Origin of the sequence: Candidatus Venteria ishoeyi (genome assembly GCF_030378065.1) — a bacterium.
Classification (GTDB): domain Bacteria; phylum Pseudomonadota; class Gammaproteobacteria; order Beggiatoales; family Beggiatoaceae; genus Venteria; species Venteria ishoeyi.
Map to the genome: position 1 here is coordinate 87,176 of NZ_JAUCGJ010000004.1, position 25,932 is coordinate 113,107.

20 protein-coding genes are annotated in these 25,932 nt (G+C 45.2%); 17 read left to right on the forward strand and 3 right to left on the reverse strand.

Translation table 11 applies throughout. The features are described 5' to 3' along the window. Nucleotides 1-15: 15 nt before the first annotated feature. The 3 genes from QUF61_RS02190 (at nt 16) to menA (ending at nt 4,954) form a co-directional block, all read left to right on the forward strand. Nucleotides 16-3,021 (forward strand): hybrid sensor histidine kinase/response regulator, encoded by a 3,006-nt coding sequence (locus QUF61_RS02190; RefSeq protein WP_289680258.1) that lies wholly within the window; start codon nt 16-18, stop codon nt 3,019-3,021. Between the two features lie 239 nt (nt 3,022-3,260). Then, a complete protein-coding gene (menB, locus tag QUF61_RS02195; RefSeq protein WP_103919465.1) occupies nt 3,261-4,088 on the forward strand; it encodes a 1,4-dihydroxy-2-naphthoyl-CoA synthase in 828 nt (275 codons plus the stop codon). After that, nucleotides 4,085-4,954 carry a 1,4-dihydroxy-2-naphthoate octaprenyltransferase gene (gene menA, locus QUF61_RS02200; protein WP_289680259.1) on the forward strand — a complete coding sequence of 290 codons (870 nt, stop codon included), beginning with the start codon at nt 4,085-4,087 and terminating at the stop codon, nt 4,952-4,954. Before menB ends, menA begins: the two co-directional genes overlap by 4 nt. A gap of 783 nt (nt 4,955-5,737) precedes the next feature. On the opposite strand, the gene thiC is transcribed toward menA, so the two are convergent. From thiC to QUF61_RS02215, 3 genes are all read right to left on the reverse strand, one after another. Beyond that, nucleotides 5,738-7,624: a phosphomethylpyrimidine synthase ThiC gene (gene thiC / locus QUF61_RS02205; RefSeq protein WP_289680260.1), complete on the reverse strand. Its 1,887-nt coding sequence runs from the start codon at nt 7,622-7,624 to the stop codon at nt 5,738-5,740. A gap of 282 nt (nt 7,625-7,906) precedes the next feature. Continuing rightward, on the reverse strand, nt 7,907-9,010 hold the full coding sequence (gene hisC, locus QUF61_RS02210) for a histidinol-phosphate transaminase (RefSeq protein WP_289680261.1): 1,104 nt from the start codon (nt 9,008-9,010) through the stop codon (nt 7,907-7,909). Nucleotides 9,011-9,169: 159 nt separating this feature from the next. Beyond that, nucleotides 9,170-10,963, reverse strand: a complete 1,794-nt coding sequence (locus QUF61_RS02215; RefSeq protein ID WP_177428592.1) for a tetratricopeptide repeat protein — start codon at nt 10,961-10,963, stop codon at nt 9,170-9,172. A 319-nt stretch (nt 10,964-11,282) separates the two neighbouring features. Between QUF61_RS02215 and rrtA the strand changes: the two genes are divergently transcribed. The 14 genes from rrtA to QUF61_RS02285 all read left to right on the forward strand — a co-directional run bounded on the left by rrtA (nt 11,283) and on the right by QUF61_RS02285 (nt 25,891). Then, a complete protein-coding gene (rrtA, locus tag QUF61_RS02220) occupies nt 11,283-11,858 on the forward strand; it encodes a rhombosortase (protein ID WP_103921538.1) in 576 nt (191 codons plus the stop codon). 190 nt (nt 11,859-12,048) lie between these two features. Then, complete coding sequence (locus tag QUF61_RS02225; protein ID WP_289680262.1) at nt 12,049-14,883, forward strand: hypothetical protein; 2,835 nt, start codon at nt 12,049-12,051, stop codon at nt 14,881-14,883. Between the two features lie 207 nt (nt 14,884-15,090). Continuing rightward, complete coding sequence (gene rhuM / locus QUF61_RS02230; protein ID WP_289680263.1) at nt 15,091-16,032, forward strand: RhuM family protein; 942 nt, start codon at nt 15,091-15,093, stop codon at nt 16,030-16,032. A gap of 109 nt (nt 16,033-16,141) precedes the next feature. After that, a complete protein-coding gene (locus tag QUF61_RS02235; protein WP_289680264.1) occupies nt 16,142-17,194 on the forward strand; it encodes a DUF262 domain-containing protein in 1,053 nt (350 codons plus the stop codon). Nucleotides 17,195-17,196: 2 nt separating this feature from the next. After that, nucleotides 17,197-17,745 (forward strand): hypothetical protein, encoded by a 549-nt coding sequence (locus QUF61_RS02240; RefSeq protein ID WP_289680265.1) that lies wholly within the window; start codon nt 17,197-17,199, stop codon nt 17,743-17,745. Nucleotides 17,746-17,944: 199 nt separating this feature from the next. After that, on the forward strand, nt 17,945-18,154 hold the full coding sequence (locus QUF61_RS02245; RefSeq protein ID WP_103921535.1) for a hypothetical protein: 210 nt from the start codon (nt 17,945-17,947) through the stop codon (nt 18,152-18,154). Further along, nucleotides 18,141-19,355, forward strand: a complete 1,215-nt coding sequence (locus QUF61_RS02250) for a hypothetical protein (RefSeq protein WP_289680268.1) — start codon at nt 18,141-18,143, stop codon at nt 19,353-19,355. Before QUF61_RS02245 ends, QUF61_RS02250 begins: the two co-directional genes overlap by 14 nt. A 17-nt stretch (nt 19,356-19,372) precedes the next feature. Then, the gene (locus QUF61_RS02255) at nt 19,373-19,945 is read left to right on the forward strand and encodes a hypothetical protein (RefSeq protein ID WP_289680269.1); all 573 of its coding nucleotides are present in this window, start codon (nt 19,373-19,375) and stop codon (nt 19,943-19,945) included. Continuing rightward, nucleotides 19,942-20,895, forward strand: a complete 954-nt coding sequence (locus QUF61_RS02260) for a cytochrome c3 family protein (protein ID WP_289680270.1) — start codon at nt 19,942-19,944, stop codon at nt 20,893-20,895. The genes QUF61_RS02255 and QUF61_RS02260 overlap by 4 nt, the downstream gene beginning before the upstream one ends. 47 nt (nt 20,896-20,942) lie before the next feature. Next, nucleotides 20,943-21,755, forward strand: a complete 813-nt coding sequence (locus QUF61_RS02265) for a hypothetical protein (RefSeq protein ID WP_146066843.1) — start codon at nt 20,943-20,945, stop codon at nt 21,753-21,755. 162 nt (nt 21,756-21,917) lie between these two features. Next, on the forward strand, nt 21,918-22,199 hold the full coding sequence (locus tag QUF61_RS02270) for a type II toxin-antitoxin system VapB family antitoxin (protein WP_103921531.1): 282 nt from the start codon (nt 21,918-21,920) through the stop codon (nt 22,197-22,199). Further along, nucleotides 22,196-22,618: a type II toxin-antitoxin system VapC family toxin gene (locus QUF61_RS02275; RefSeq protein ID WP_103921530.1), complete on the forward strand. Its 423-nt coding sequence runs from the start codon at nt 22,196-22,198 to the stop codon at nt 22,616-22,618. The genes QUF61_RS02270 and QUF61_RS02275 overlap by 4 nt, the downstream gene beginning before the upstream one ends. Nucleotides 22,619-22,692: 74 nt before the next feature. Continuing rightward, nucleotides 22,693-24,834 carry a 4Fe-4S binding protein gene (locus tag QUF61_RS02280; protein WP_289680271.1) on the forward strand — a complete coding sequence of 714 codons (2,142 nt, stop codon included), beginning with the start codon at nt 22,693-22,695 and terminating at the stop codon, nt 24,832-24,834. 112 nt (nt 24,835-24,946) lie between these two features. After that, nucleotides 24,947-25,891 (forward strand): HPP family protein, encoded by a 945-nt coding sequence (locus QUF61_RS02285; RefSeq protein ID WP_103921528.1) that lies wholly within the window; start codon nt 24,947-24,949, stop codon nt 25,889-25,891. Nucleotides 25,892-25,932: the final 41 nt, after the last annotated feature.

Below are 25,932 nucleotides of genomic sequence, written 5' to 3' on the forward strand. Positions count from 1 at the left end.
TCAGATTAAATTAATATGATGTTCAATCGACGTTTTCTTTTTTTATTGTTATCAGGACTGTTACTGCTGGCTTTATTAAGTCTTGCAGACGGTTGGCTGTTTTATCGCCAGCAACAAAGCGAACTTGAGCAACGTATTTTTACGGTGCAGCAACAGATACAGCAAGATCTGCAAACCTTCTCATCAGCAAATGCAAGCAGCCAGAAACGTTTACAACAGCTTGGAGAAATCAGCGGTTTACAGCGTTTGGAAATTCATCAAGCGCAAACCCTGTTGGCTCACTGGCAGGCGACTGGCAAGCGCAGCGATATGCGCATCTGGCAATATCCCCTGCTAAGTAAGCAGCAGCTTGGCAGCAAACCATCACTGAACTTATTAATTGGTGCTGATCTCAGCTTACTTAAAATACAAAGCCGCCAGCGTATTTTGCAGGTTTTCATTGGTGGCAGTATTTTATTGCTGCTGTTATTTGTTTTATTTTCCTGGTTATTACATCGGCATTTTCAACGCCCTTTATCGTATATTATTCATTATATTCGCAATTACCAGCCTGAAGATCAGCAAAATAGCTTAAGCCTGCAAACGCTGTTACACAGCACATCCCAAGAATGGTCTACGCTGGTGGAAGCCATTGCCGAAACCCACCAACATTTAAAAGGCGCTTATAATAAAATCCGTAAAAGTGAAGAACGCTTTGAACTGGCCTTGCAGGCAACGGAAGAAGGTGTCTATGACTGGAATATAGAAACCAATATTGTTATTTTTTCCCCCCATTGGAAAGCCTTGTGTGGCTATGCCGATACAGAAATTGATAATCATGCTAATGAGTGGTTTGAACGTATTCATCCCGATGACTTGCATCAGGTGATGTCAGATGTTAAATCTCATCTTGATAAAAATACCCCGTTTTATAACAATATTCATCGTCTAAAACACAAAGAAGGTCATTATATCTGGGTACGCGCCCGTGGCATTGCCAGTTGGGATGAAAACGGTGATCCCTATCGCATGGTGGGCACCAGCCAGGACATCACCGCGCAGAAAGCCGCTGAAGAAAAATTACGCGAGAGCGAGCACTTTAACCGCACCTTAATTGACGGCTCGCCTATTGGTTTAATGCTCAGCGATATGGATGGCAATATTCTTGAAGTCAACAGCGCCTATGCGCAAATTGTCGGGCTGCCCATTGCCGAGATTCGTAAGCTCAGTACCTGGGACTTAACCCCGATTTCTTATCAGGAAATCGAACGCTCGCAAATGCGTTTACTGGAAAGTTCCCGACATTATGGCCCTTTTGAAAAAGAATACCTGCATCGTGACGGACATCTGGTACCGGTGCGCGTTTCTGGTTTATTGATTGAAAAACAAGGCACGACTTTTATCTGGTCCAGCGTGGAAGATATTACCGAGCAAAAACGCTCAGAAGAAACGCTCATCCGTGCCAAGCAACTGGCGGAATCTGCTAACCTTGCCAAAAGTCAGTTTATTGCCAATATGAGCCATGAACTGCGCACCCCCTTAAATGCGATTATCGGTTACAGCGAAATGCTGCGGGAAGATGCAGAAGATATGGAAGAGAAGGGGTTTGAGGAGGATCTGGTTAAAATACACAGTGCCGCCAGACATTTATTGGGCCTTATTAACGATGTGCTGGATCTTTCCAAGATCGAAGCGGGCAAGATGGAAATCTATAATGAGGTTTTCAGCCTGGAAGAAATGCAGGGCGAAATTGTTGCCACTATCAGTCCGATGCTGGAAGACAATGGCAATGTCATGGAGCTCATCACTGATGAAGACCTCGGTAATATGTATGCGGACTTGACCAAAGTTCGTCAAATGCTGCTGAACTTGCTTAGTAATGCCGCCAAGTTTACTGAAAATGGTACGATTACGCTGGAAATCACCCGTGAAATCCAAACCACAAATAAGGAAGACAGAGAGTGGATTCAGTTTATTGTGCGTGATACCGGTATCGGCATGACTGACGCACAATTGAATAACTTGTTTCAGGCATTTACCCAGGCAGATGCCTCCACCACCCGCAAATACGGTGGCACAGGCTTGGGGCTGGTGATTACCAAGCGTTTTACAGAAATGATGCATGGTCATATCGATGTTAGCAGCGAATATGGTCAGGGTACTTGTTTTACCATTAAACTGCCCAGCCAGCATCTGACAGAAGCCGATCAAGTACGTCTGCAAAAACGCATGATGCTCAACGAAGCCACTTTTGCTTCGCTCGATACTGACAGCACGGTACTGGTTATTGATGATAACGCCAGTATTCGTGAGTTGCTCAAGTCCTATATTGAACGTCTGGGCTATCATGTGGTGACCGCCTCAGGCGGTGATGAAGGTCTGCAACTGGCGCGGGAAAGCAAACCCGCTTTAATTACACTGGATGTGATGATGCCGGGGATGGATGGCTGGATGGTGCTATCTGCGCTGAAAACCGATCCTCAGCTTGCCAACACGCCAGTGATCATGATTTCCATGATAGAAGACAAGGCCTTAGGCTATTCTCTGGGTGCTGCGGATTATCTGATTAAACCGGTCAATCAGGAACAACTGCGCACCGTCCTGGCACGTTACCGCAAACCAAACAGCAACGAACACCTGGTGATGATCGTTGAAGATGATGCCATCACCCGTGGCATGATGGAAGTCATGCTCAATCGTGCAGGCTGGCAGGTGTGCAGTGCGGAAAATGGTAAAAAAGCACTTCAGGTATTAGCCGCGCGCGACGCGCAGCATATTCCGCATCCTGATTTAATTTTACTGGATTTGATGATGCCGGAAATGGATGGTTTTGAATTCGTTGAAGAAGCCAATAAGAATCATACCTGGGCCAACATCCCGATCATTGTCCTGACGGCAAAAGATATCACGCTGGAAGACCGCTCCCGCCTGCAACGTCAAGTGCATACCATTTTTCAGAAAGGCACTTATAAACGTGATGATTTACTGGCAGAAGTTCAGCAGCAACTGCGTTTGATTAGCGCTCAGGATTCAAATACCTGATCCAGTCATTTTCATTCTCTTTATTGTTATTTTAAGCCTTTGCCACCATTTTCATATCGATTCTCACCGTAATATCCTGAGTTCAGCGTAAGCTTCTTTTTGTGCTAATGGCACAAAAAACTGCTTACGTCTCACATTAAATTCTTGATAGTATGCGCAGGATTTCAGTATTTTTGGATAAAATATCTTATCTCAAATAAGCAATTATTTGTTCACTACGCAACATTCAGGACTTTAAAATGCCCGGCATAAACTGGCAAACGCCATCAAGCGTTGACTATCAAGACATCCTCTATCAGCAGGCGGATGGTATTGCAAAAATCACCATCAACCGACCTCAGGTGCGTAATGCGTTTCGCCCTGAAACCATTATGGAATTGTGTGATGCTTTCAGACGCGCACAACATGACCATCACATTGGTGTCATTATTTTAACAGGGGCCGGTGATTTGGCATTTTGTGCAGGTGGTGATCAAAAAGTGCGTGGCGATGCAGGCTACCGGGATGAGCAGGGGCATCAATACCTGAATGTTCTGGAATTGCAAAAACAAATCCGCAGCCTGCCCAAGCCAGTAATTGCAATGGTGGCGGGTTACGCAATTGGTGGCGGTCAGGTACTGCATTTGATTTGTGATCTGAGTATTGCCGCAGATAATGCCCGCTTTGGTCAAACCGGGCCACGGGTTGGCAGTTTTGACGGTGGTTTTGGTGCGGGCATACTGGCACGCACTGTGGGTTTGAAAAAAGCCAAGGAAATCTGGTTTCTATGCCGCCAATACGATGCGCAGCAAGCACTGGATATGGGATTGGTGAACACCGTAGTACCACTGGCAGAACTGGAGCAGGAAACAGTACGCTGGTGCCATGAGATATTATCCCATTCCCCTACCTCATTGGCCTTGCTGAAAGCCTCTTTTAATGCTGATACTGATGGCATGGCAGGTATTCAGGAACTGGCAGGCCATGCCACAGGCTTGTTTTACACAACCGCAGAAGCGCAGGAAGGGCGGGATGCCTTTCTGGAAAAACGCCCGGTTGATTTTACTAAATTTCGGGATGAGTCATGATCCCTGCCTGGTTAAATTATGCCTGGCTAATGATTCGCCCGAAAACATTAACTCTGGCAATCACGCCGTTGTTGGTTGCAACGAGCATAGCCTGGTCTGATACCGGGCAACTTAAGGGGGGCGTGATACTGGCGCTGGCATTAGCCGCTTTATTAATCCAGATAGCGACCAATATCCATAATGATGCCGCTGATTTTGAACGTGGCACTGATTCCGCAGCGCGTATCGGGCCTGCCAGGGCTGCGGCTCAAGGCTGGTTCAGTGCGCATCAGATCAAAAATGCAGCCCGGTTTTGTTTTGCAGCATTTTGGTTGCCGATGACTTATCTGGTTTGGATCGGTGGTTGGTTATTTATTCCCATGGCATTGTTTACGGTATTTGTTGCTTACAGCTATACCGGCGGGCCGCGACCTATCTCCAACACACCGTTTGGCGAAGTAACTGTTTTTAGTTTTTTTGGGCTGATTGCCACAGGCAGTTTTTATTATCTGCAAACCTCACAATTATCAGTGGATATAGTCTGGTCAGGTGCTGCGCTGGGATTTTTTGCCGCCGCCGTGTTACTGGTTAATAATTATCGTGATCTGGAAACAGATCAAGATTCTGGTCGTTTAACACTGGTTTATTATCTGGGCAGAAAATACAGTCGCTGGCTGTATAGTGCGCTATTATTATTGCCTTTTTCAGTGCCTGCGCTGTTACCTGTTGAAACCGTGATTATTATGCTATTGCTGCCTATGGCACTGTATCTGATTCGCCGCCTTTTTATTGAACCAGTAGGGCCAAATCTGAACTCATTACTTGCATCAACAGGCAAGCTGCAATTGTTGTATGGCTTGTTAATGGGAATTGCGTATATTGTCTAATTTAAGTTTTTCCGGTGATATTGGCCCGGCGATATTGGCCCGCTGCCATTGCATGAATTTCCTTAAAAGCTGAATAAACAACCACTCGCTAAAAGACGGGTGGGTTAGAGCGTTTGGCGGCTGAAAGCCGAGATACAGGGCAGACAAGCCCTGTTGTTTAGCCCCAACGGGGCGCATTAATATAGCCAAGGGCAACGCCCCACTACCATTAACTTAAAGAGCCCAATCCTCGGATTGGGAGCCTAAAAAGCACACCCAAGCCAAGGCTTGACCTCCTTTAAACTTTTGTGCCAGTATTAAGTTTAGACTTTTGGTTAAAAATTATTGCTTTATTCTCATTGGGTGAGCAAGTATATCCCTGAAAGGGATAAACATACTAGCCTGGGGCAGCGCCCCAGGCAGGTTATTTTGTTGAATTAGAGTCCTGAAAGGGTGATACATCAGAGGGCGCATCATTTATGTATCGCCCTTTCAGGGCTCTGGTATCATCACATTACACACCCAGGGCGTTGCCCTGGGCTAGTATGTTTTGCCCCTTTGGGGCTTGAATACTTTCTTAAGTTAATGGCAGTGGGGCGCTGCCCCAAGCTATATTAAAATACCCCTTTGGGGGTGTTAGCGCTAAAACCCATATTTTAAGTTTTACCGTTAAACATTAGAGATAAATCTGTTCGCCTGAAAGGCGAAGGTTTTAACCTTGTGCATGGAAAATAAAAATCACAACAAGTTTCTCAGCTCAGCGTTCCGGGAAAACCTTAAGACTCCCGGAACAGGCATGATTATTTATTGGTAAATTTCACTGCCCTTTTGCTTAAATTCCTCAGATTTTTCCTGCATTCCGCTTTCTACTGCCACTTCAATGTCCTTAATGCCTTTATTTTTAGCATATTCCTGCACATCCCGGCTGATTTTCATGGAGCAGAAATGTGGGCCGCACATGGAGCAGAAATGGGCGACTTTGGCAGAATCTTTGGGCAGGGTTTCGTCGTGGAATTCCCGCGCCTTTAAGGGGTCAAGGCTAAGGTTGAATTGATCTTCCCAGCGGAACTCAAAGCGTGCCTTGGACAGTGCGTTATCGCGGATTTGCGACCCTGGATGCCCTTTGGCTAAATCTGCTGCGTGTGCTGCCAGCTTGTAAGTGACAATGCCTTCACGTACATCATGTTTATTGGGCAGGCCCAGATGTTCTTTGGGCGTGACATAACACAACATGGCGCAGCCATACCAGCCTATCATCGCCGCGCCAATGCCGGAAGTGATGTGATCATAACCCGGTGCGATGTCGGTGGTCAGCGGGCCGAGGGTATAAAATGGTGCTTCACCACATTCCCGCAGTTGCTTATCCATGTTTTCTTTAATCATTTGCATGGGCACATGACCGGGGCCTTCGATCATCACCTGTACATCGTGTTTCCAGGCTATCTGAGTCAACTCACCCAGTGTCTCCAGCTCTGAAAACTGTGCTTCGTCATTGGCATCAGCAATGGAGCCAGGGCGCAAACCATCACCTAGGCTGAAAGCAACATCATAGGCTTTCATGATTTCGCAGATTTCTTCAAAATGGGTGTAGAGGAAGCTTTCCTGGTGATGCGCCAGACACCATTTTGCCATGATAGAACCGCCGCGCGAGACAATGCCGGTAGTCCGTTTTGCGGTCATGGGCACGTAAGCCAGGCGTACACCAGCATGGATGGTGAAATAATCCACGCCTTGTTCAGCTTGTTCAATCAGGGTATCGCGGAACAATTCCCAGGTCAGGTCTTCGGACTTACCGTTGACTTTTTCCAGCGCCTGATAAATCGGCACTGTGCCAATGGGCGCGGGAGAGTTACGAATAATCCATTCGCGGGTTTCGTGAATGTTTTTACCGGTGGATAAATCCATCACAGTATCGCCACCCCAACGCAGTGACCAGATCATTTTTTCCACTTCTTCGGCAATAGAAGAACCCAGTGCGGAGTTACCGATATTGGCATTGATTTTCACCAGAAAGTTGCGCCCGATAATCATCGGCTCCACTTCAGGGTGATTGATATTAGCGGGGATAATTGCGCGACCTATGGCAATTTCTTCACGAACAAATTCCGGGGTGATCACATCGGGAATGTTGGCACCAAAAGACTCACCGGGATGTTGCTGTAATAAAATCTCATCTTGACCGGTGTCTTTTAATGCCGCACGCCGCTGATTTTCACGAATGGCAACATATTCCATTTCCGGGGTGATAATGCCAGCACGCGCATAATGCATCTGGGAGACATTTTTTCCTGCTTTAGCGCGGCGTGGCTGGCGTAAATGCTGAAAGCGCAATTCATCCAATTGCTCATCTGCTAAACGCTGCGCGCCATAATCGGAAGTCAGGCCACCGAGTTGTTCGGTATCATCACGTTCTGTAATCCAACTTTCGCGTATCGCATCCAGGCCCTTGTGTAAATCCAGCTTGGCATCAGGGTCGCTGTAAGGCCCGGAAGGATCATAAACGGTGACTGCCGGATTGTGCTCAATACCCGCATCCGTGTGCGTATCGCTTAGACGAATTTCCCGCATGGGCACGCGAATATCCGGGCGACTGCCTTCGACATAAATTTTTCTGGAATTTGGAAAAGGCTCCAACGCCTCATGGCTCAGCAGGTCAGTCTGGTTAATCACGTCCTTGGGGATCGCACTCATGGCTGTGTCTCTCTAAATAAAAAAGGTGAGGATTTATATGAATATGCATTCCCACGCTTTGCGTGGGAACGAGAGGTAAGTCGTTAATCTGGACTCGACGTAAGGTTTTTTAATGAAAACCACTTAAATTCAGCACACACTATCAATAAACAACGTGAGGCGGAAGCGGTTTTCAGCCGCATAGCGGATGAAAGAAGCTTACGTCAAATTCAGATTAACTAAATTATACTAACAATAATGGCGACATATAAAATAACAAGCTGGAAGTTAAGACCATGCAGTCTATGCCAGGATTTGTTGCAATGCCTGAATACAGCGCACATTTTCAGCAGGTGAGCCAATACTGATGCGTAAAAAACCGGGTAATTCATAGTTTTCTATCGGGCGCACAATCACACCAAGCCGCAACAATGCTTCATAAACATGCGCTGCGGCCTTGCCGGTGTCCACTGCAATAAAATTACCTTTAGAAGGGATAAAGTTCAGCCCCATTTGTTTGAAGGCTGTTTCATATTGCTGCATACCGGCCTGGTTGTCTTGTGCAACCTGTTGCAGATAAGTCTGCTCTTGCAAGGCATGTTCTGCGGCGAGCAAGGCCAAACTATTGACATTAAATGGCTGGCGAATACGGTTGAGTAAGTCTGCAATTTCCGGGGAAGACAGGCTGTAACCCACGCGCAAACCCGCTAGACCGTAGGCTTTGGAAAAAGTACGGGTGATAATTAAATTGGAATAATGTGGCAGCCATTGAATACTGTCATGCCCGGTATCGGCTTGCAGATATTCAAAATAGGCTTCATCCAGCACCACAACAACTTTCTTGGGTACTTGTTTGAGAAAATTTTCCAGCGCGCCAGCTTTCAGCCAGGTACCAGTGGGGTTGTTGGGATTGGCAATAAAAATCACCCGGGTATTGTCGGTAATGGCGGCAGCCATCGCCTCTAAGTCATGACCATAGGCGGTTGCGGGTACTTTCTGGATTTCTGCGCTCAGGGCTTGCGCTGCCAGTGAATAAACTGCAAATGCATGTTGTGAAAATAAAATACCCTGACCTGCCTGGACAAAACAACGTGCAATCAGCTCTAACACATCATTAGAACCATTACCTAAGGTCACTTGTGTATCCATGACAGCATAGTGTTTTGCCAGCGCGGCTTTCAGCGCAAAACCACTGCCATCAGGATAACGCGCAATCGTGTCTGCTGATAGCTGTTGGCTTAGCACTTGTAAAACTTTGGGCGCAGGCCCGCTCGGGTTTTCATTGGAAGCCAGTTTAATGGCTTCCTGAATACCGTATTCACGCTCCAGTTCTTCCAGCGGTTTACCGGGTTGATAAGGTGTCAGTTTTTGTACGCCAGGCGTGGCAAGCGAAAGATAATCACACATATTCAAGACTTCTGAGGTTTTGAGTAAACTTTGAATTTTAGCACATGAGAGTAGTGGTGGATTGTAATACCAATCACAATAAACTTCCCAGCTTTTGCTTCAATACTGTCTTGTTACTCCTCTAAAAAATGCACTCACTATTATAAAGCTGATGATGTACTATTGTGATTGCTGACGCAATGCCCGTACCTTTTTTAAATTATCCTGAGTCACCGCATTATCGGGATCTAATACCAGCACCTCATTATAGAGTTTTTCAGCTTCATCAAAACGCCCGGTTGATCCCATCAAGCTGGCAAGGTTGGCGCGCGCAGTGATGCTGTTAGGATAGGTTTTAATGGCATGCCTCAGATTGTTTTCAGCTCTTGGGTAATCTTTACGTGCAAAATAAATATTGGCACGGTTAATTAAAAATTTGGAGCGCAGTAAAGGCGGCATGGGATAGGCCATGACATCTTTGGTCAATTTCAGCGCTTCGTCATAACGTTCCAGGTGTTTTAAGGCAACAATCAGATTAATGACATCCACCGTATTAATAATGCCTTTGCCACTGGCTTGTTGTATCTGCATGGAACGCTGCAAAGACTGCATGGCGAGTTTGGGCTGTTGAGTTTGTAAATAATGCTTGCCCAGGATAGACCAGCCACGCGCCTTATTAGGCGCGTGTTTCACATTATCATGCCACAAGGCCACCGGGTTACGCCAGGTTTCATTACGTTGCCAGGTTTGCATGGCAAACAACACTAATAATACCAGCCCCAGAATCGTGATAGCCTGTCTATCCAGTAAACGCGGCAGCCATAATAATAAGACGATTGCCACTAATAAACTTAGACCTAAATCCGGTAAATAAGTGCGATGTTCAAACACCACATCACGGATGGGAATTAGACTGGACTCAACACTGTGCGCCAGATAATAAAATAAAATCGCAAAAGCCAGCAACGGCATTTTGCGCATTAACCATAATGCCATGCCTATCATGGCAACATGCCCAAGCAAAGCGGCGACCACCTTAGCATTGGCAAACCCTGTCAGCGCAATCAGATCATAATCAATGTGCAGCCCCACCGGGATAAAAAATAATTTGACATAATGCCAGATTACCGTAGTTTGGGTTGCCAGATATTCCATACGTGAAATACTGGTGGTCTCCCGGCTCATTGCCTGCATGGCTTCCAGGGAAAATGGACGATATTCAAAGCCATAAGCCAGAATCAGCCAGAGACTCAGTAAAGCCAGTAACACCAGAGCGATTTCAATTAGAAAGCGTTTCAGGGTTTCCCGGAAAAAAATACCTTCAATCAATAACAAGGCAAAGGGCAAGGTGGCGGTATTTTGTTTGGTAAAAAATGCCAGTGCGGCAAATAGCAGACAAAACCCTATCCATAAACTGCGCTGGGTGATGCTATTTGCCAGTCGCGCCTGCACAAAAGCCAGCATGGTCAGGATATAAAATAAAGCCGCCATCGCCGCCAGACGCTGCACGATATAGGTGACAGCCTGCGTATGCAAAGGGTGCAAGGCAAACAGCAGGGCGGCAAACACAGGGATGCCAATCAGCGCCAGTGGTGGCAGCTTATCTTGCAGGCGCGGCGTGCGCAGCAGACGGTGTAAAAAACCATAAATAGCCAGACTGACCAACAGATGAATAAAAATATTTACCAGATGATAGCCAGTTAAACCAAACTGATGCACCTGATAATTCAAGGCAAAACTGAGATAACCCACCACGCGCGGCGGTGCGTAATGCCAGATTGTCTCCAATCCCTGACCCAGGTAAATCACCGGGTTCTCCCTAATGGAAGAAAAATCATCCATATAAAACGGTACATCCAGGGTATGGAAATAAACCGCGACAATTGCAATGGCAATCAATAACAGATGGAATAAGGGCGATGACAGATATTTTTTAAATTCTGGCGTTGTTGCAGTTGTTTGTGTTTGACTCATACGGTTTTTATTTTCCATGTATATTAGGTAACTCGCAGCGAATAATACCCCCCATTTCGCTGGTCTTTTCCCCCGTTTTCTGCGTTGTAAAAACCGTTACATAGCTCACTATGCGCCGGTTTTCACGCCTTGAAAACGGATAAAAATCCTGCGCGCTACGGGGGCGTTATTTCTTGCGAGTTACCTTATTTCTTGCGAGTTGCCTTATTGTAACACTTAGTCAATCTCCAAAAACTGTTTCCAGATTTTGTAAAAATTCAGCCGTGTATTAACATGGGTATTCACATGGCTTGAAATAAATTGAATAATTGCGTAAACCATGCCTTACCGAAATTTATCCTGTTCCGTTATTGTACTCACTCTCATTGCCAGTCTTTGTCTGCTCATACAATTCAATAATACTGAGTTATTTCCAATCCTGCGTTATGAACGTAACCCTATTGCTGAGGGGGAATATTGGCGTTTTTTAAGTGGGCATCTGCTGCATTTAAACTGGCTTCATCTCTTATTTAACCTGCTTGGCTTATTTTTGCTTTGGGCATTCAGGCCCGTTGGCTTTAACTGTTATGCCTTAATCGCTTTGTTGATATTGTCCGCCTTTGGCATCAGCACCGGATTAAGCCTGTTTTCACCTCACATCAGTTGGTATGTCGGTTTGTCCGGTATTTTGCACGCTTTGTGGATGGCAATTGCCTGGCTGCAAAAAAATACCATGCTGGGCTTGGGCTTGCTGGCATTCTTAGCATTTAAGTTGCTTGGGGAATGGTTATGGGGTGGATTAGGGATGACGGCTCAGCTTATCAGCGGCACAGTGGTGACTGATGCCCATTTGTATGGTGCCATTACGGGTTGGCTGCTTGTGCTGCTTTTTCCTGTCATCAAATCCAAACGATAGCCCCATCACAGGGGTTTATCAGATATTGATCGAGGTATATCACCTATATCTGCGTTATATCACACACTTATTTTTTGCTGAAAAATAACTAATTATTTGTTTTTAATAAGAAATAATTATGGTGTGAATTTTGCTGTTGCTTAGCTCTTTAATATTTTTTTAATTGGCAAAGGGAATCGCAGGAGAAACCATGATAATAAGCCATGCCCATCGACACTTACTTCACCATCTTGTTTGTTGTTGTTTCATTGTTTTCAGTTCATTAAGTTGGGCTGGAGCCTTGGATGAACCCGTTGCCCACCCTGCCATTCCTGTTCTCGATGAAAGCGGCGCTCATGTTTTAAACTCCGGTCAGCCTTACAGCCCCAAAACAACCTGTGGCACGGGCGGCTGTCATGATTATGAGCAGATCACCCATTCCTTCCATTTTGAAACCGGGCGTGATGAAGCGCGGGATGATTTTGGTGCCTTGCGTCAATTGCCGCAATTGGTTTCCCCCGGTTATTTTGGGGGTTATAACTGCATGGGTGGCAGTAATCCGGATAACCTCGCCAAAAAGAACAATGCACAAGTCAGCGACTTTGCTGATCACGGCTCTGCGGGCTTGATTAAACGCTGTATCAGTTGCCATTCCGGTGGCGGCTGGATGGAGAAAGACCGCAATAACCGCCGTTATGATGAAGTGAATCCTGATACGGTGAATCCTTTGGATGGAGATTATTTTAATCGCGGCACGGATGAAAATAACCAATCAGCAGACAGTTCCGTGGTCAGTCAATGGAACTGGCAAAAAAGTGGCGTGGTCGAAAACGACTGTTTTTTATGTCATTTCAAATTTGATGACTTAAAAGTCTTTGATGATCAAGTATCTGCGGATACATCGGGTTATGATCATTTCCGCAGCGTACGCGGCACTGATTTAGCCAAAAAAGGTTTTTTCCGTTATGTGGATAGCGCTATTCTCGAAGTCATGAACTTAAACCATCCCGATGGTGTCACCAGCGATAAATCGCTGCTTAATTTCAGCCGCACTGATGGTCATTTGAATCTGGATGACAATGGCAACCCACTGTTAAACTGGAATCCCGATGCCTTTGATGAAAATGGCAAGGTGGTGATTCCCATGTTGCGTTATCCAAATAATGACAACTGCATGATGTGTCACCGTACCAGTAATTCCCGCCGGGGTTTTTATGGTTTTGGCGAAGATACGGCGATGGAAGCCGATGCTGAAGGGATCATTGAGGAAGATTATCAGGATGATGTGCATTATGGCAAAGTCTGGACGGAAACCAACGGTGAATCCCGCGCCATTGAAAATTGTAACAGTTGCCACTCTGGAACCTATTTCAAACCAAGTTACAGCAATGTGGATTTGGACAGTCCCCATCAGTTTTTGAAGGGGAATTCAGATATGGACGTGCGTAATGATCTGGATTTCAATCCTGCGCCCAAGAGCTGTGAATATTGTCACGAAACCTCACCGAATCGCGCCATTCCTTCCGGGCATGACACTATGTTAGATGCGCATAGAGAACGCTGGAAAGCCAGCAGTGATTTACAGGGTTATACCGCAGGCAGTCTGGATCGTATTACCCAGACTCATCTGGATGTAATTTCCTGTCAGGCCTGTCATATTACAAATAAAAAATCTCGGGGCCGACCCTTGCAGATTCTGTATCGCTATCGTCGCGGCGAAGATAACAAACTTAAAATTATTCCTTATAACCCGCGCCTGCGTTATTACTGGAAAGACAAAACCAGCGGTTATGTAATGAACCAAACCGAACGCAACCGCGCTTTCCGCCTGGAAACCGATGCCGATGGCAACAAATACGGTGCTTTGATCAATCCGGTGAGTGGCGAGCAACTCGGCACAGTAGGGGCGCGCATGTCTCATGGTAGCTGGCGTTTCAGCGATCCCGCTGATTACAATAGCTTTAAGGCATTGAAACAGGCTTATGACAGCGTATTGGCTGAAAAGGGGTTGGCTAACCCCGATGCCGTTATGGTGTGGACAGAATCCAATTATTACATCATGTCGCACAATACCCGGCTGGCGGTTGATTCGTTACAGTGTGAACAATGTCATGAACGCAAACAAAACGGTTCTTTCAGCGCTCTGGTTTCAGAACAAGGCGTATTAGGCAAAGAAAATATCAAACAGGTCACAACCCTGCCAGATAAACGTTTGGTGGATGAGGGGCTGGTTATTTTTGATAAACCTTATATGCAGGTTGATGACAGCGGCGTGGTAACGGAAAATATTGCAGATATTTTGTATGACAGCAAAATCAATCCTTCCATGTCTATTCTCAACGCGGAACAAGCCAGGGTGATGACGGGTTCCATGCACAAATATGCTTTGGATAATGCTGCTAACCAGGCGCAATTGGGTGCTTACAGCAGTCGCCTGGGCGAGCAAATCTTCACCCCGCAAGCTTATGTCTTTAAGGGCGATTATGGGGACGATGCACTACGCCATCTGGCGCTGTTGCTGGAAGCCAATTCCGCCACCGATGCCATTTTCTCCACCGCTCAAATTCAGGCAAGTCTGGCAAGCAATGAGCAGTTCAATCGCGCCCAGAATGCGGGTTTTGGTGGTTTGATCAGCAGCGTCATCAACTTGCAAGCGGCTTATGATAACGGTCAAAACATGAGTCAGTTGACCACGGGTGGTCAAATGTTGCTTAAACTGCCTTATTACAGCGATATTACCGATGAAAGCAAGATTAAATTGATTCACAGTGATAATGGTAATGACTGGAATGATTTGAATGCCAAACTGGTTTTTGTTCAAGCTCAAACTGATGGTGAAACAGGCTTTGCCCTGTTCCTGACCGAACACTTCGGCTATTTCAGCGTTGCCAGTCAGAATGCCAGTGCCCAGCCTGTGGCAGTGGATACGGATTCCAGCACAGAAACCACCAGCAGTGGCGGTGGGGGCGGTGGCTCCGTGTTCTTATTGCCAATTCTGTTATTGCTGGGATGGCGCTTTCGTGGGCGGTTATCAGTAAGTAAATAGACAGTTGATTCTCGTTCCCACCACTCCAGCGTGGGAACGAGAAACTGATAATTGGGATGAACCTCCAGTACAATGAGCGGAAAATCCGACCAATATCCGGTTTTTCGCAGTAGATTATCCTGAGTCCGACAGGCTCCTAGCACTCATCCTTATACATAAGTCAGGCTCCAAACAACAACCTTATTCATATCTTCATAGGTCAGATTTATGACAGAAAACACAAATATAGCAACCATAGATTTTTATGGGCAACCAATATCGACAGTCAAGAAAGATGGTGCTGAATATGTTGCTATGCGCCAGATTGTTGAGGGAATAGGGCTTAACTGGGCTTCTCAGTCTGTCAAGTTACGGAATAATCAGGAGAAATTTAGGTGTTGCGATATCGCAACCCCTTCAAAAGGTGGGCTTCAACCATCTTTATGTCTTCCTCTGAAAAAGCTAAATGGATATCTATTCTCAATAAACCCCGACAAAGTCAAGTCAGAAATAAAAACAAAAGTAATCTTGTACCAAGAAGAATGCTTTACTGCACTACACGACTACTTTAATTATGGATACAGTCTAAATAACAAACTACTAGAAACGGATCAAGAGAAACGTGACAAATTATCTGCCGATCTTCGTAAACTACGTGTTTCCGATGTAGATTTATATCGAAAATTGACAGATGCAATATCAGCAACATGCGTAGACTATAAATCCAAGGACAGGAAAGAGCTTGGAAAGTTCTTTTCAAAACTACAAGATAGCTTCCACTTCGCAGTTTCTGGCTACACAGCGGCAGAGCTTGTGTTTCACAATGTTGATTGCAATGAGTCAAATGCAGGAATGAAATCATACGCTGGAGACTCGAATCACATTACACAGGCAGATGTAAAGGTCGGTAAAAATTACCTGGATGAGAAAGCATTCAGAAGGTTCGATATACTTTATGACCAATTGCTGTCATTCGTTGAGATGAAAGTCATTAATGGTGAAGAAATGACACTTGATAAATGGTATCACCAGCTAACCTCCGTGATAATGTCAAATGGTCTTAACCCATTCCCGGGGTATCAGTCGAACATAAAAAGAAATTCAGCAAATCTTAAAGCATTTGATGAGCTGAAAAAATTCAAGCAGTTGCAACTATCCAAAAAGGTCTAACAATCAAATCCAGCGGACACGCAAAAAGTGCACGCCGCTGAATTCGGGCGTTACACGGCAAAACTAGTATGCACAATCTCATGGATTCTAAAAAAGGGATTAATTTAGAATGAAAGATAGCTTTAAGTTTGACAATGACTATGACGAAGAGTTTGTACTTTCTTCGGAAGATGCATTTTCAAAAATAACATCATATTCAATTTCATATAGCATCTGGACTCTAATAGATCTAATTCAGCACCAAGAGTTAGAATTGGAGCCAGAGTTCCAAAGGAATTTTGTTTGGGACAAACGAATGGCTAGTCTATTTATTGATTCATTACTTATTGGTTTTCCTACACCAAATCTATTTTTTGGTAGAAATTCATCGAGAGAAGATTTTATTGTAATTGATGGCTTACAACGTCTTAAAACTATATATTTTTTTATTACCGAACAATTCTCAACAGGCGAAGGATTTCGACTTGTTGAGCTTGATGGACGGTCATGGGATGGATGTAGCTTTAGTGAACTTCCTCTAAATTTACAGCGAAGGCTAAAAAATTCTGTTCAAAATGCAACTGTTATTGACGATATTGATTTCAACCCAGATATTGTTCATGAGCTTTTCTATAGAATTAATACCGGTGGCATTCCACTGACTAATCAAGAGGTCAGAAATTGTGTGTATATTGGTGAGTTTAATCGGACTCTCCACTATGTAAATACTTATCCAGCTTGGAGACGGTTGTTGGGGACATCTCAGCCCCATGCTCGATTAGCTGACATTGAACTTGTTTTACGAATCATGTCTTTAATCGATGCTCATGAACAGTATCGTCCCCCAATGCATAGATTCCTCAGTAGATTTCAATCTGAACATCGGGACAATACAATGAGCGAGTACGCTTCATTATTTGAAAAAGTTTCTGATCTTCTCACAATAGACATAGATGGTACTCCCTTTAAAAATAAAGGAGTTGTAAAGCGAAATTTACTTGAGACAGTATTCGTAGCTTTGGGGGTATGCGTAAGGAATAATTATAGAGTTGGTGACGTTAAATCTGGAATAGAACAATTCTCTCAGGTTATTGAGGAGAATAGAAATTTACGAACAGCAACTACTTCAACTGCTGTAATACGAGAAAGAATTCAATTAGCTCTTGATATCTTCAGGGAGTAAAAATGAATTTTAACTCACCTGAAATCCAAACTTTAAAAAGTAATTTGGATGGTAGTATTAGTTCAGCGGTTCAGCATCAGCCTAATTCATACGCAGCTATAAAGGTTCAAGCTCTGCTAGATATAACCGTATATGTAATGGCTTGCAGGTTTCTAGAGGCTTCGGTAAAACATATTGTATACAACTGTATGGTTATGAGAGGAGCAAGTCAGCAAGATTTAGATGACTTATCAAGTCGGCTAAAGAGATTTAATAACCCTGAATTTACGAATATTAAGCAGTTGGTAGAGGACGAGCTTGGGTATGATATATCAAGTAATCTTAATACTGGTTATTTACCAAGAGACATTACATTCTTAAATGAAATTTGTAAAAACAGGCATCGAAATGTTCATGCAAACGAAGATCCAAGAGATTGGTACAATACGAATCGAAAGACAATGGATAACTTCAATCAAGAGTATCAAGGTTTGCTAAATATTATAAAATATCTTGATGGTTTAGTATTTGATGACACAACAAATACATATATTCTGAATATAGCCGTGTAAACAAGTGGCTGCAACCGACCGCGGAAACTGTCACTTGTTTTGCCAAAAAGCCGGCAAAACAACCGCCATTTTTGCGGCTGCTGAACCAGGCGATATACACTCCCACGCAGAAGCGTAGGAGTGAGAAAAAAACTGACAACTGACAACTGACAACTGACAACTGACAACTGACAACTGACAACTGATAACTGATATAACCATGTCTCCAAAAATAACCAAAATACTCCCCTGGGCCATAGGTGCTGGCATTGCCGGCAGTCATATCGCCTTATCCAGCAATTGCTCTCTGCCTAAGCAGGGGGCTTGCACCGCTTGCGGCAGTTGCGTCATTGCCTTGGCAACGCTTTCAGGTTGGGCCTGGTACAAAAATCAGCAGCAGGATAAGGAACATTTTTTTGTGGAAAAATAGTGGCTGGCTGGCTGCTTTATGTCTGGTTTGTCTGCTGGAATCGGTACAGGCCGCAGGCTGGCTGGGGCATCTGGAAAGCCGGGTTCAAGCCGATAATCACTATGGTGAGCATGATCAGTTTATCCAGCATTGGGGGGAGTTCAGTTATGAACATAACGATAATCTCCAACTGGGTATTGCTGCTGCCGCCAGAGTGGGTATTGCAGGCATTGAAGGCCAGTTACAACAAGCCTGGTTGCGCAAAACCTGGCCTCATCGAAAATACAGCCTGCTGGCAGGACGCTTTGAACAAGCGGACTTGAGCGGTTTTTATGCTTTGGATGGCGCACGGCTTGAGCATCAGCGTGAGCAGTGGTCATGGCGCGCTTATGCGGGTGTGCGCCGTCAAATTGAATATTTTGTGGCACAGACAGAAAAGCCCGATGAACCAAGCCATGCTTTATTGGGGCTGGAAACTGAATATAAACATAAACGCTTAAGTGCTAGATTGGGCTTTGAGCATCATGCCACTAATCCTTCCGGTGATTTATTTAATCTTGATATCAATCGTCAATTTGACAAGCTGCATTTATCTACCGCAGCGAGTCTGGATGTGCATCATCACCAGATTGAGCATTTTTTGATCCGCACCCAAAGTGCGATGGATTGGGCGGAACGTCCGGTTCATTTCACATTCAGTTATGAAACTTATCAACCCTTGAATCCTTTACTCAGTTTTCGCCAGCGTTTTTATCGCCTCTATGCCCGTGGACGACAATCCGGGTTGAGCGCGCGCGCTCAATACAAAACCCAAAAGGATGACTTGTGGCGGGTTGAAGGGCGTAAGTTGTGGCGTGATTTTGGTGACAGCGGTTATGCCGTTAGCATCGACTGGCAATCCCACAAACCCCAACGTTGGCAAAGCCGCCTTGATTGCTTGACCCTGGCTGATGAAAAAGCCATCAATTGGTTTGTCGCCTTGGAAAAACCGTTAAGTTCTCGCCATTTGGCAACTTTCAGCAGCGTTATCCAATGGAAACACAGCCAATTACTCAAACCCAACTGGGCGACCGGGGCATCTGTGAATCTTAAATATAAATATCAACGCGATATGTTTATTAATTTTTTTGCCGAGTATATTGCTCAAACCCAAATGGATAACCAATATCAACTGGGTATTCAAATCCAGTATGACTTTTATGCCAAGCGGTATCGACCATGAGAGGGTTTTACATATTAATGTTTCTGCTGCTTTTTATGAGCAATGCTTTGGCTGAAGCACAAAAAAAGGAAAAATGGTGGGAACAACGCCAGCAACGCGAGGATATTTATTATCCCCATGACAAGCACGATCAGGTGATGCAAGACCTGGGGGATTCCTGTTTGTTGTGTCACAGTTTTGCTAAAACCCAGCTCACCGATCCCAAAGCATTAAAACCATTAACCCTGATTGCCAATGAACCCCTGGCGGCGATTTGCCATGAATGCCATAAGGAAAATATTGCCGCACCCTGGGATTGCAAAACCTGTCACCCGGACAAAACCACAATCTGGCCTGAAGATCACAATATTGATTATGTTTATAACCATGCCGCAGATGCCAGGGCCGATGAAAGCGGCTGTCGTGAGTGTCATATTGAACTCAGTTTTTGCACCGACTGCCATTTTAAGTCCAGCAATCTGAGCCATCAGATTCACCCTCTGGGTTATCTCAGTTGGCACGGACTGGATGTGCGCGGCTCGGCGTTTGCTTGCGGCAAATGTCACAGCGGTTCTTATTGCCAGCGTTGTCACCTGGGAGGCGGACGATGAGAATTTTTATTTATAGCCTCATGGCTTTTATGCTTTACGGCTGCGGCGGCGGTGAAACCGGACAAGTGCCCATTTCCACAACGACAGGTAATCTTATTTTGCAAGCTGAGCACGGCGTTGATGGCGCGGCTTATGGCCTGAGTGATTGCGGGGCTTGTCATGCGCTCACCGTTATCCACAAACAAGCGCCACAGATACGCGGCATGGTTGCTGCCAAGGGGTTTAACAGTTGCACGGGCTGTCACGGCGACAATGGCACGGACGAACCCCGCGCCTGTTTGATTTGTCACAATGCCACTGATTTACCGCAATCGCCTCAATTATCTGGTCAATATGCCCATTTATTTCAAGATCATGGCAACCTGAGTGATGCAGATTGCGTTACTTGCCATCAAGCCTCAGATATGGATGGGGTATTTGAACCCCAGGTTGATCTTACCCACTATGCTGGTGGAAATGCCTATAACAACAGCAGTGAGTTCTGCCTGCGCTGTCATAACCGGGATAATCATCAGGCCGGATTTGAGTTTAATCAGCAGGATTATGATTCACCCTTGATCGCAATGGCAGATAATTATCATTTTATTGATAAACACGGCTGGGTTGATGGGATTGGTCAACGCACTTACAGCGGATTAAGGCCGGGTTATACCTATCAAACCCTGGTCGCCTGCACTGATTGCCACGCCATGCACGGCACCACCAATCAACATCTGATTATTGACCAGGCGAGCAAGGGCGCGAGCCGTTTAAGCCCTGATTTCAGTACCTACCCAGTCAGCATTCATGAGGGTAACTACGCTCAATTATGTGTGCTCTGTCACCAGATGGAAACCAGCATCGTACAGGGTGACATGGACGCGGGTAATGGCTTATCCGGGGTACATCTGGTAAATGGTGACTGCCGACCTTGCCATACTCACGGCGAAGCGGTGCAGGCGGGGTTATAGCGGTGTTGGTTTTTATAATTCTCCTCAGCTTCAGTATCAGCCCGGTCATGGCACAAGAATATAAACTGCCAGCCGTACATCATCAGGTTGCTGTGACTATTCCCGCAGACATGCAGATTCCTGAAAACTTTAAACTGGATAAAAACAAACAACTGCAATGCGCAACTTGTCATGGCATAGCGGATATTGAAAATATCCCCTTAGAAGAAATTGATCCCCAGGCAACAGATTTTCTCAACGGTGGCCCTTATCAAAAACTGACAAATTTTTGTTATGCCTGTCATGACAAACAGGACAATCAGAAGCTGAATATCCATAAAATGCTGAATAAACAACAGCAAGTGAACCAGGATCATTGTGATTTTTGTCACCTTGAAATCCCCGATCCCGCTGAGCCACCCGGTAAAGAAGTGCTTAAATTTCGCTTGCCCAAAGCCAAGCTCTGCTGGGGTTGTCACCTCAAAACCCCGCATTTGAACGCCATAACCCACCAGCAAAAGCTGTCTGACAAAATGCTGGAACAATTACAAAAAACGCAAGACCAGCAGCAGATTCGTTTTCCTCTGGGTGAGGATAAGCAAGTGATTTGCATTACCTGCCACAACAGCCATCAATACGGGGTTTTGGATGCTGATTCGGAAGCAGGCAAACAGATTGCCAATACGGATTTGGACACAGGTATCAGTTACCAACCTCATGCCTGGAATGAAGTTTACCAGCAGGATAAACAAAAACGCCTGGAAGAAGCTGGCAGGTCGGTTCATGAATTGACTTATCAACGTTTAAGCACCGAAGTGTTACTGCGCTTAACAGCTAAGGATGGGAGCTTGTGTCGTGTCTGTCACAGTTTTAAGGACTAGAAAATGGCTGATGCTTTCTCATTCTCATCGCTACAGCGTGAGAATGCATACTGTGTTGCTCCAGCGGCATATGAGCAGGAGTGAGGTAACTTGCTACCCTATTAGAAACAACCTATGCTAATTCTAACGAGCAAGCAACAACCTATATTGAGGTCATAAATTATGAATATTCACACTGTAATAGACGATCAGCTTTTTCAGCAAGCTGTCCATATAACCGGGATGACAGATAAGCGCATATTGCTGGAATATGCATTACGTTCATTGCTGCAAGTACAGCAATCTCAGGCGACTTCAAAAGCTGATTCTACAGCATCAGAAATTGATTTTTGGGAACACTTACAACACTTTCGCAGTACGGTTGATTTATCAGAACTGGGGGATATAGATGAGATTTTTGCCAATGTACGTGACAAAGATGTGGGTAGAACGGTAGAACTATGACCTCATATTATTTATTAGACACTAATATTCTTTCAGAAGTCATTAAACCTCAGCCATCATCACCGGTGCTTGAGCGTATAAACCACTATAAAGCTGAACTGGCAACAACCAGTGTGGTTGTGCATGAACTCTTATTTGGTTGTTTACGCCTGCCGCTCGAATCTAAACGCCGTGCCAAACTCCATGATTATATCCACCGGATTGTATTAACTGGTTTACCGATTTATCCCTATGATACGGCTGCCGCATTATGGCATTCCCAGGAACGTGCCCGCTTGACAGCACAGGGCAAAACACCACCTTTTACCGATGGACAGATTGCAGCCATTGCTAAAGTGAATAATCTAATCTTAGTCACCCGTAATGTAAGTGACTTTGATAAATTTGAAGGTTTGACTGTGGAAAATTGGTTTGCTTGATTTTCTCATTTCCATCACTCCTGTGTGGGAGCAAAAGAAGACCGTAAACCGCCAACCACCAACCATAACCCATTATGTTTAAGAAATTACGCCAAATCCCCAACGCGCAAAAATTCCGTTATGCGCTGATAGTGTTATCTATCGGCGTATTCTTCTCCCCCTGGCTGTTTATCCCGCAACTCGTTGGCAATGACGATTTGTGCGGCCCATTGTGCCTGAGACGTTTTTATCTCTATTTCCCCGGCATGGATCTGGCAGACTTGTGGCAACACATCAGAGTGGCCTTTATCGGCGCGGGATTTCTGGGGATTATTCTTGTCAGCACCTTGTTTTTTGGGCGTATCTGGTGCAGCTATATCTGCCCGGTGGGTGGCTTGCCAGAACTGCTCAGCCGGATGCTCAATGATCGCTGGAAAATTGAATACCGGTCTTTGCCGCAAGTCCCTATTCGCTATGGTTATTTCAGCGTTTATCTGGTGCTGTTTCCCATGCTGGGCGTCAGCGCCTGCACCCTGTGTAACTTCATGACCGTGCCGCGCATGTTTGAAGCGTTCAGTGGTGAAATTCGCGGTTTTCTCTATATTCTCTCTGCTATCGGGCTGACCAATCTGGGCTTGTTTTTATTGCTGGGGGTTTTTGCCAGCAAAGGCCGCGCTTATTGCCAGTTTCTTTGTCCTATCGGCGCGATTGACGCGCTGGTCAATCGCGTTGCTGCCAAATTTCATTTTACCCGCCGTATCCGGGTGGAGCGCAATCGCTGCACCGGCTGTAATCAGTGCGCTAAAAATTGTATGTGTGGGGCGATTAAAATGGTGGACAAGATTGCGGTGGTGGATCAGCTTTCCTGCATGTCTTGTCATGAATGTGTGGATGTCTGTGACTGGAGTGCTATCGACTGGCGCCACAATCCCATTGATAAAACCCCAAAACGTAAGAAAAAAGGTATAGACTTCCATCCTCAGCCCACCTGGATCAGCGTTCATAAACATACGCCGCCAAGCCGCCTGAAAATCAACTGGCAACGGGTTATATTCAGCATTATTATGCTCACAATGCTGGGCTTTATTATTATCACCGAAGCCATTGCCGCGCAACGCTACCCGGACCCGGATGGCTGCCAAACCTGCCATGCCCTGCCCAATCTAGCCTATCGGGATAAACAAGGATTATTGCGCAATGCCAGTATCGATAATGAACACTATTACGCCTCCCTGCACGGTAGCGTGCCTTGCCGTGATTGTCATCGTAAAATCACCCAATATCCCCATGACCCAAAAAATGGTGCTGTGGATTGTGGTGCCAGTTGCCATCTTGAAGAGCCTTCTGACCAAAAAGCCTATAGTCACGAGGATGTTATTAAAGAATTTCAACATTCCGCCCACGCTCAGGGCTGGAGCAAAAATCTTACCGCTGAAAACCGCCTTGAAGAAGTCGAGCAGGAAACCAGCCCTTCCTGCCGCTGGTGTCACAATAACAGCCTTTACATTGAGCCGGATAAAATCACCCAGTTCCAGCACGCTCTGGATCACCATGACCAGGCTTGCGGTACTTGTCACCAGGGTATTGCCTGGCGGGATCGTATCGGGGGGCATATCTTGCGGCGTTTTATCGGCGCGCGTTGGAGTAAGGCCGAAACCAATCAGGTTTGTCAAAATTGTCATGGTGACATTAAAAAAATGCAAAACCTGACCCGCAAGGATGCCCAAACCGGTGAGGAGAAAAAACCATCAGCTGATTTCATCCATGCCAGCCAAACCTACGACATGACCTTGCACGGTCGTTTAATCGCCAAAGACAATGCAGAAGGCGCAAGCTGCAACGACTGCCACGCACCTCAAGGTTTACATCACAATCATCTGTCCGCACAAAACCACCAGTCCAGCACCCATCCAAATCAGTTAGCCACAAGCTGCGGTCAAAGCGATTGTCATGCCTATGCCAACAATCCGCTTAATGCCGGTTTTCTAAACACCAATCTCCATGATGTTAAACAACTACCGGTTGATTTCAAGCTGATTCTGAGCAAAGACGATTATTTGAACTCCAACTGGTTTATCACACTTATCATCATACTACCCGTGCTGTTATTGCTTATTATTGGCAGTTTACTCTGGTCCATCCTTATCGGCCCCTGGGCTAAACCAAAAATCACTGCTATTGTCGGTGGCAAACGATTTTTAGATGTTATGCTAGGGAATCCCAGGTTGAAAAAATGAGAGTAGTTTGCGGTTTAGAGTTGGGTTAGGGATTCTAATGGTCAATTATTATGTTATTTTTATTAGGCGATAAACAATTTGAGTATGATGCGTTGTCCGTATAAATTTTAATATGAAAATTTTATACAAAATTATTGGTCTATCAAATACACCAGTCAGCCATATAGAAAAAATAATTTCGGCTATCGGCGGTTTTTTAGCCATTCTGAGTATATTGATCATCAGCCAATGGTTAGTGGGTGCTTATGCTGCTGCAATCATTGTTGCCTCTATGGGTGCATCCGCTGTTTTATTATTCGCAGTGCCGCATGGCCCCTTGTCGCAACCCTGGCCGGTGCTGGGAGGACATGTCATTTCAGCGCTTATTGGGATTACTTGCGCTCAATTTATTAGCAATGAAATTTTTGCAGCCAGTCTGGCGGTTGGTATTGCCATTGCTGCCATGTATTATTTGCAATGTATCCATCCTCCAGGTGGTGCTACCGCTTTATCGGCTGTCATGGGGGGAGAATCAATACATGCCCTTGGCTATCAATATGCAGTAACGCCTGTTTTATTAAATGTATTGATTATTCTTTTTTTTGGCGTACTGTTTAATGCTTTTTTTCACTGGCGACGCTATCCGGCTTTTTGGTTTGATAAAAAAACAGAAAAAGAGGCCAGCAACAAAGTCCGAGCCAATATTACACATGAGGATTTTGTTTACGCGCTGACTGAAATTGATTCATTCATTGATGTCAATGAACAGGACTTGTTACACATCTATGAATTGGTTATGGGGAAGCCACAAGCACACGCCTTAAAACCAGAAAATCTGTTTGTTGGGGGGTACTATAGCAATGGTCAATATGGTAATGACTGGGCAGTGCGGCAAATTGTTGACAGCCCGGAAAATAAGCGGCAAGCCGATGATATTGTGATATACAAAATTGTTGCGGGTCATGGCAGGCGTAGTTCTGCTTATTCCTCACGAAATGATTTTTTACGCTGGGCAAAGCATCAAGTGATACGAGAGGAAGACAATTGGAAAAGAATTGATGGCTCTCATTCAATCTAGCCCAGCAGAATAATTTCTCGCTCCCACGCTCCAGCGTGGTA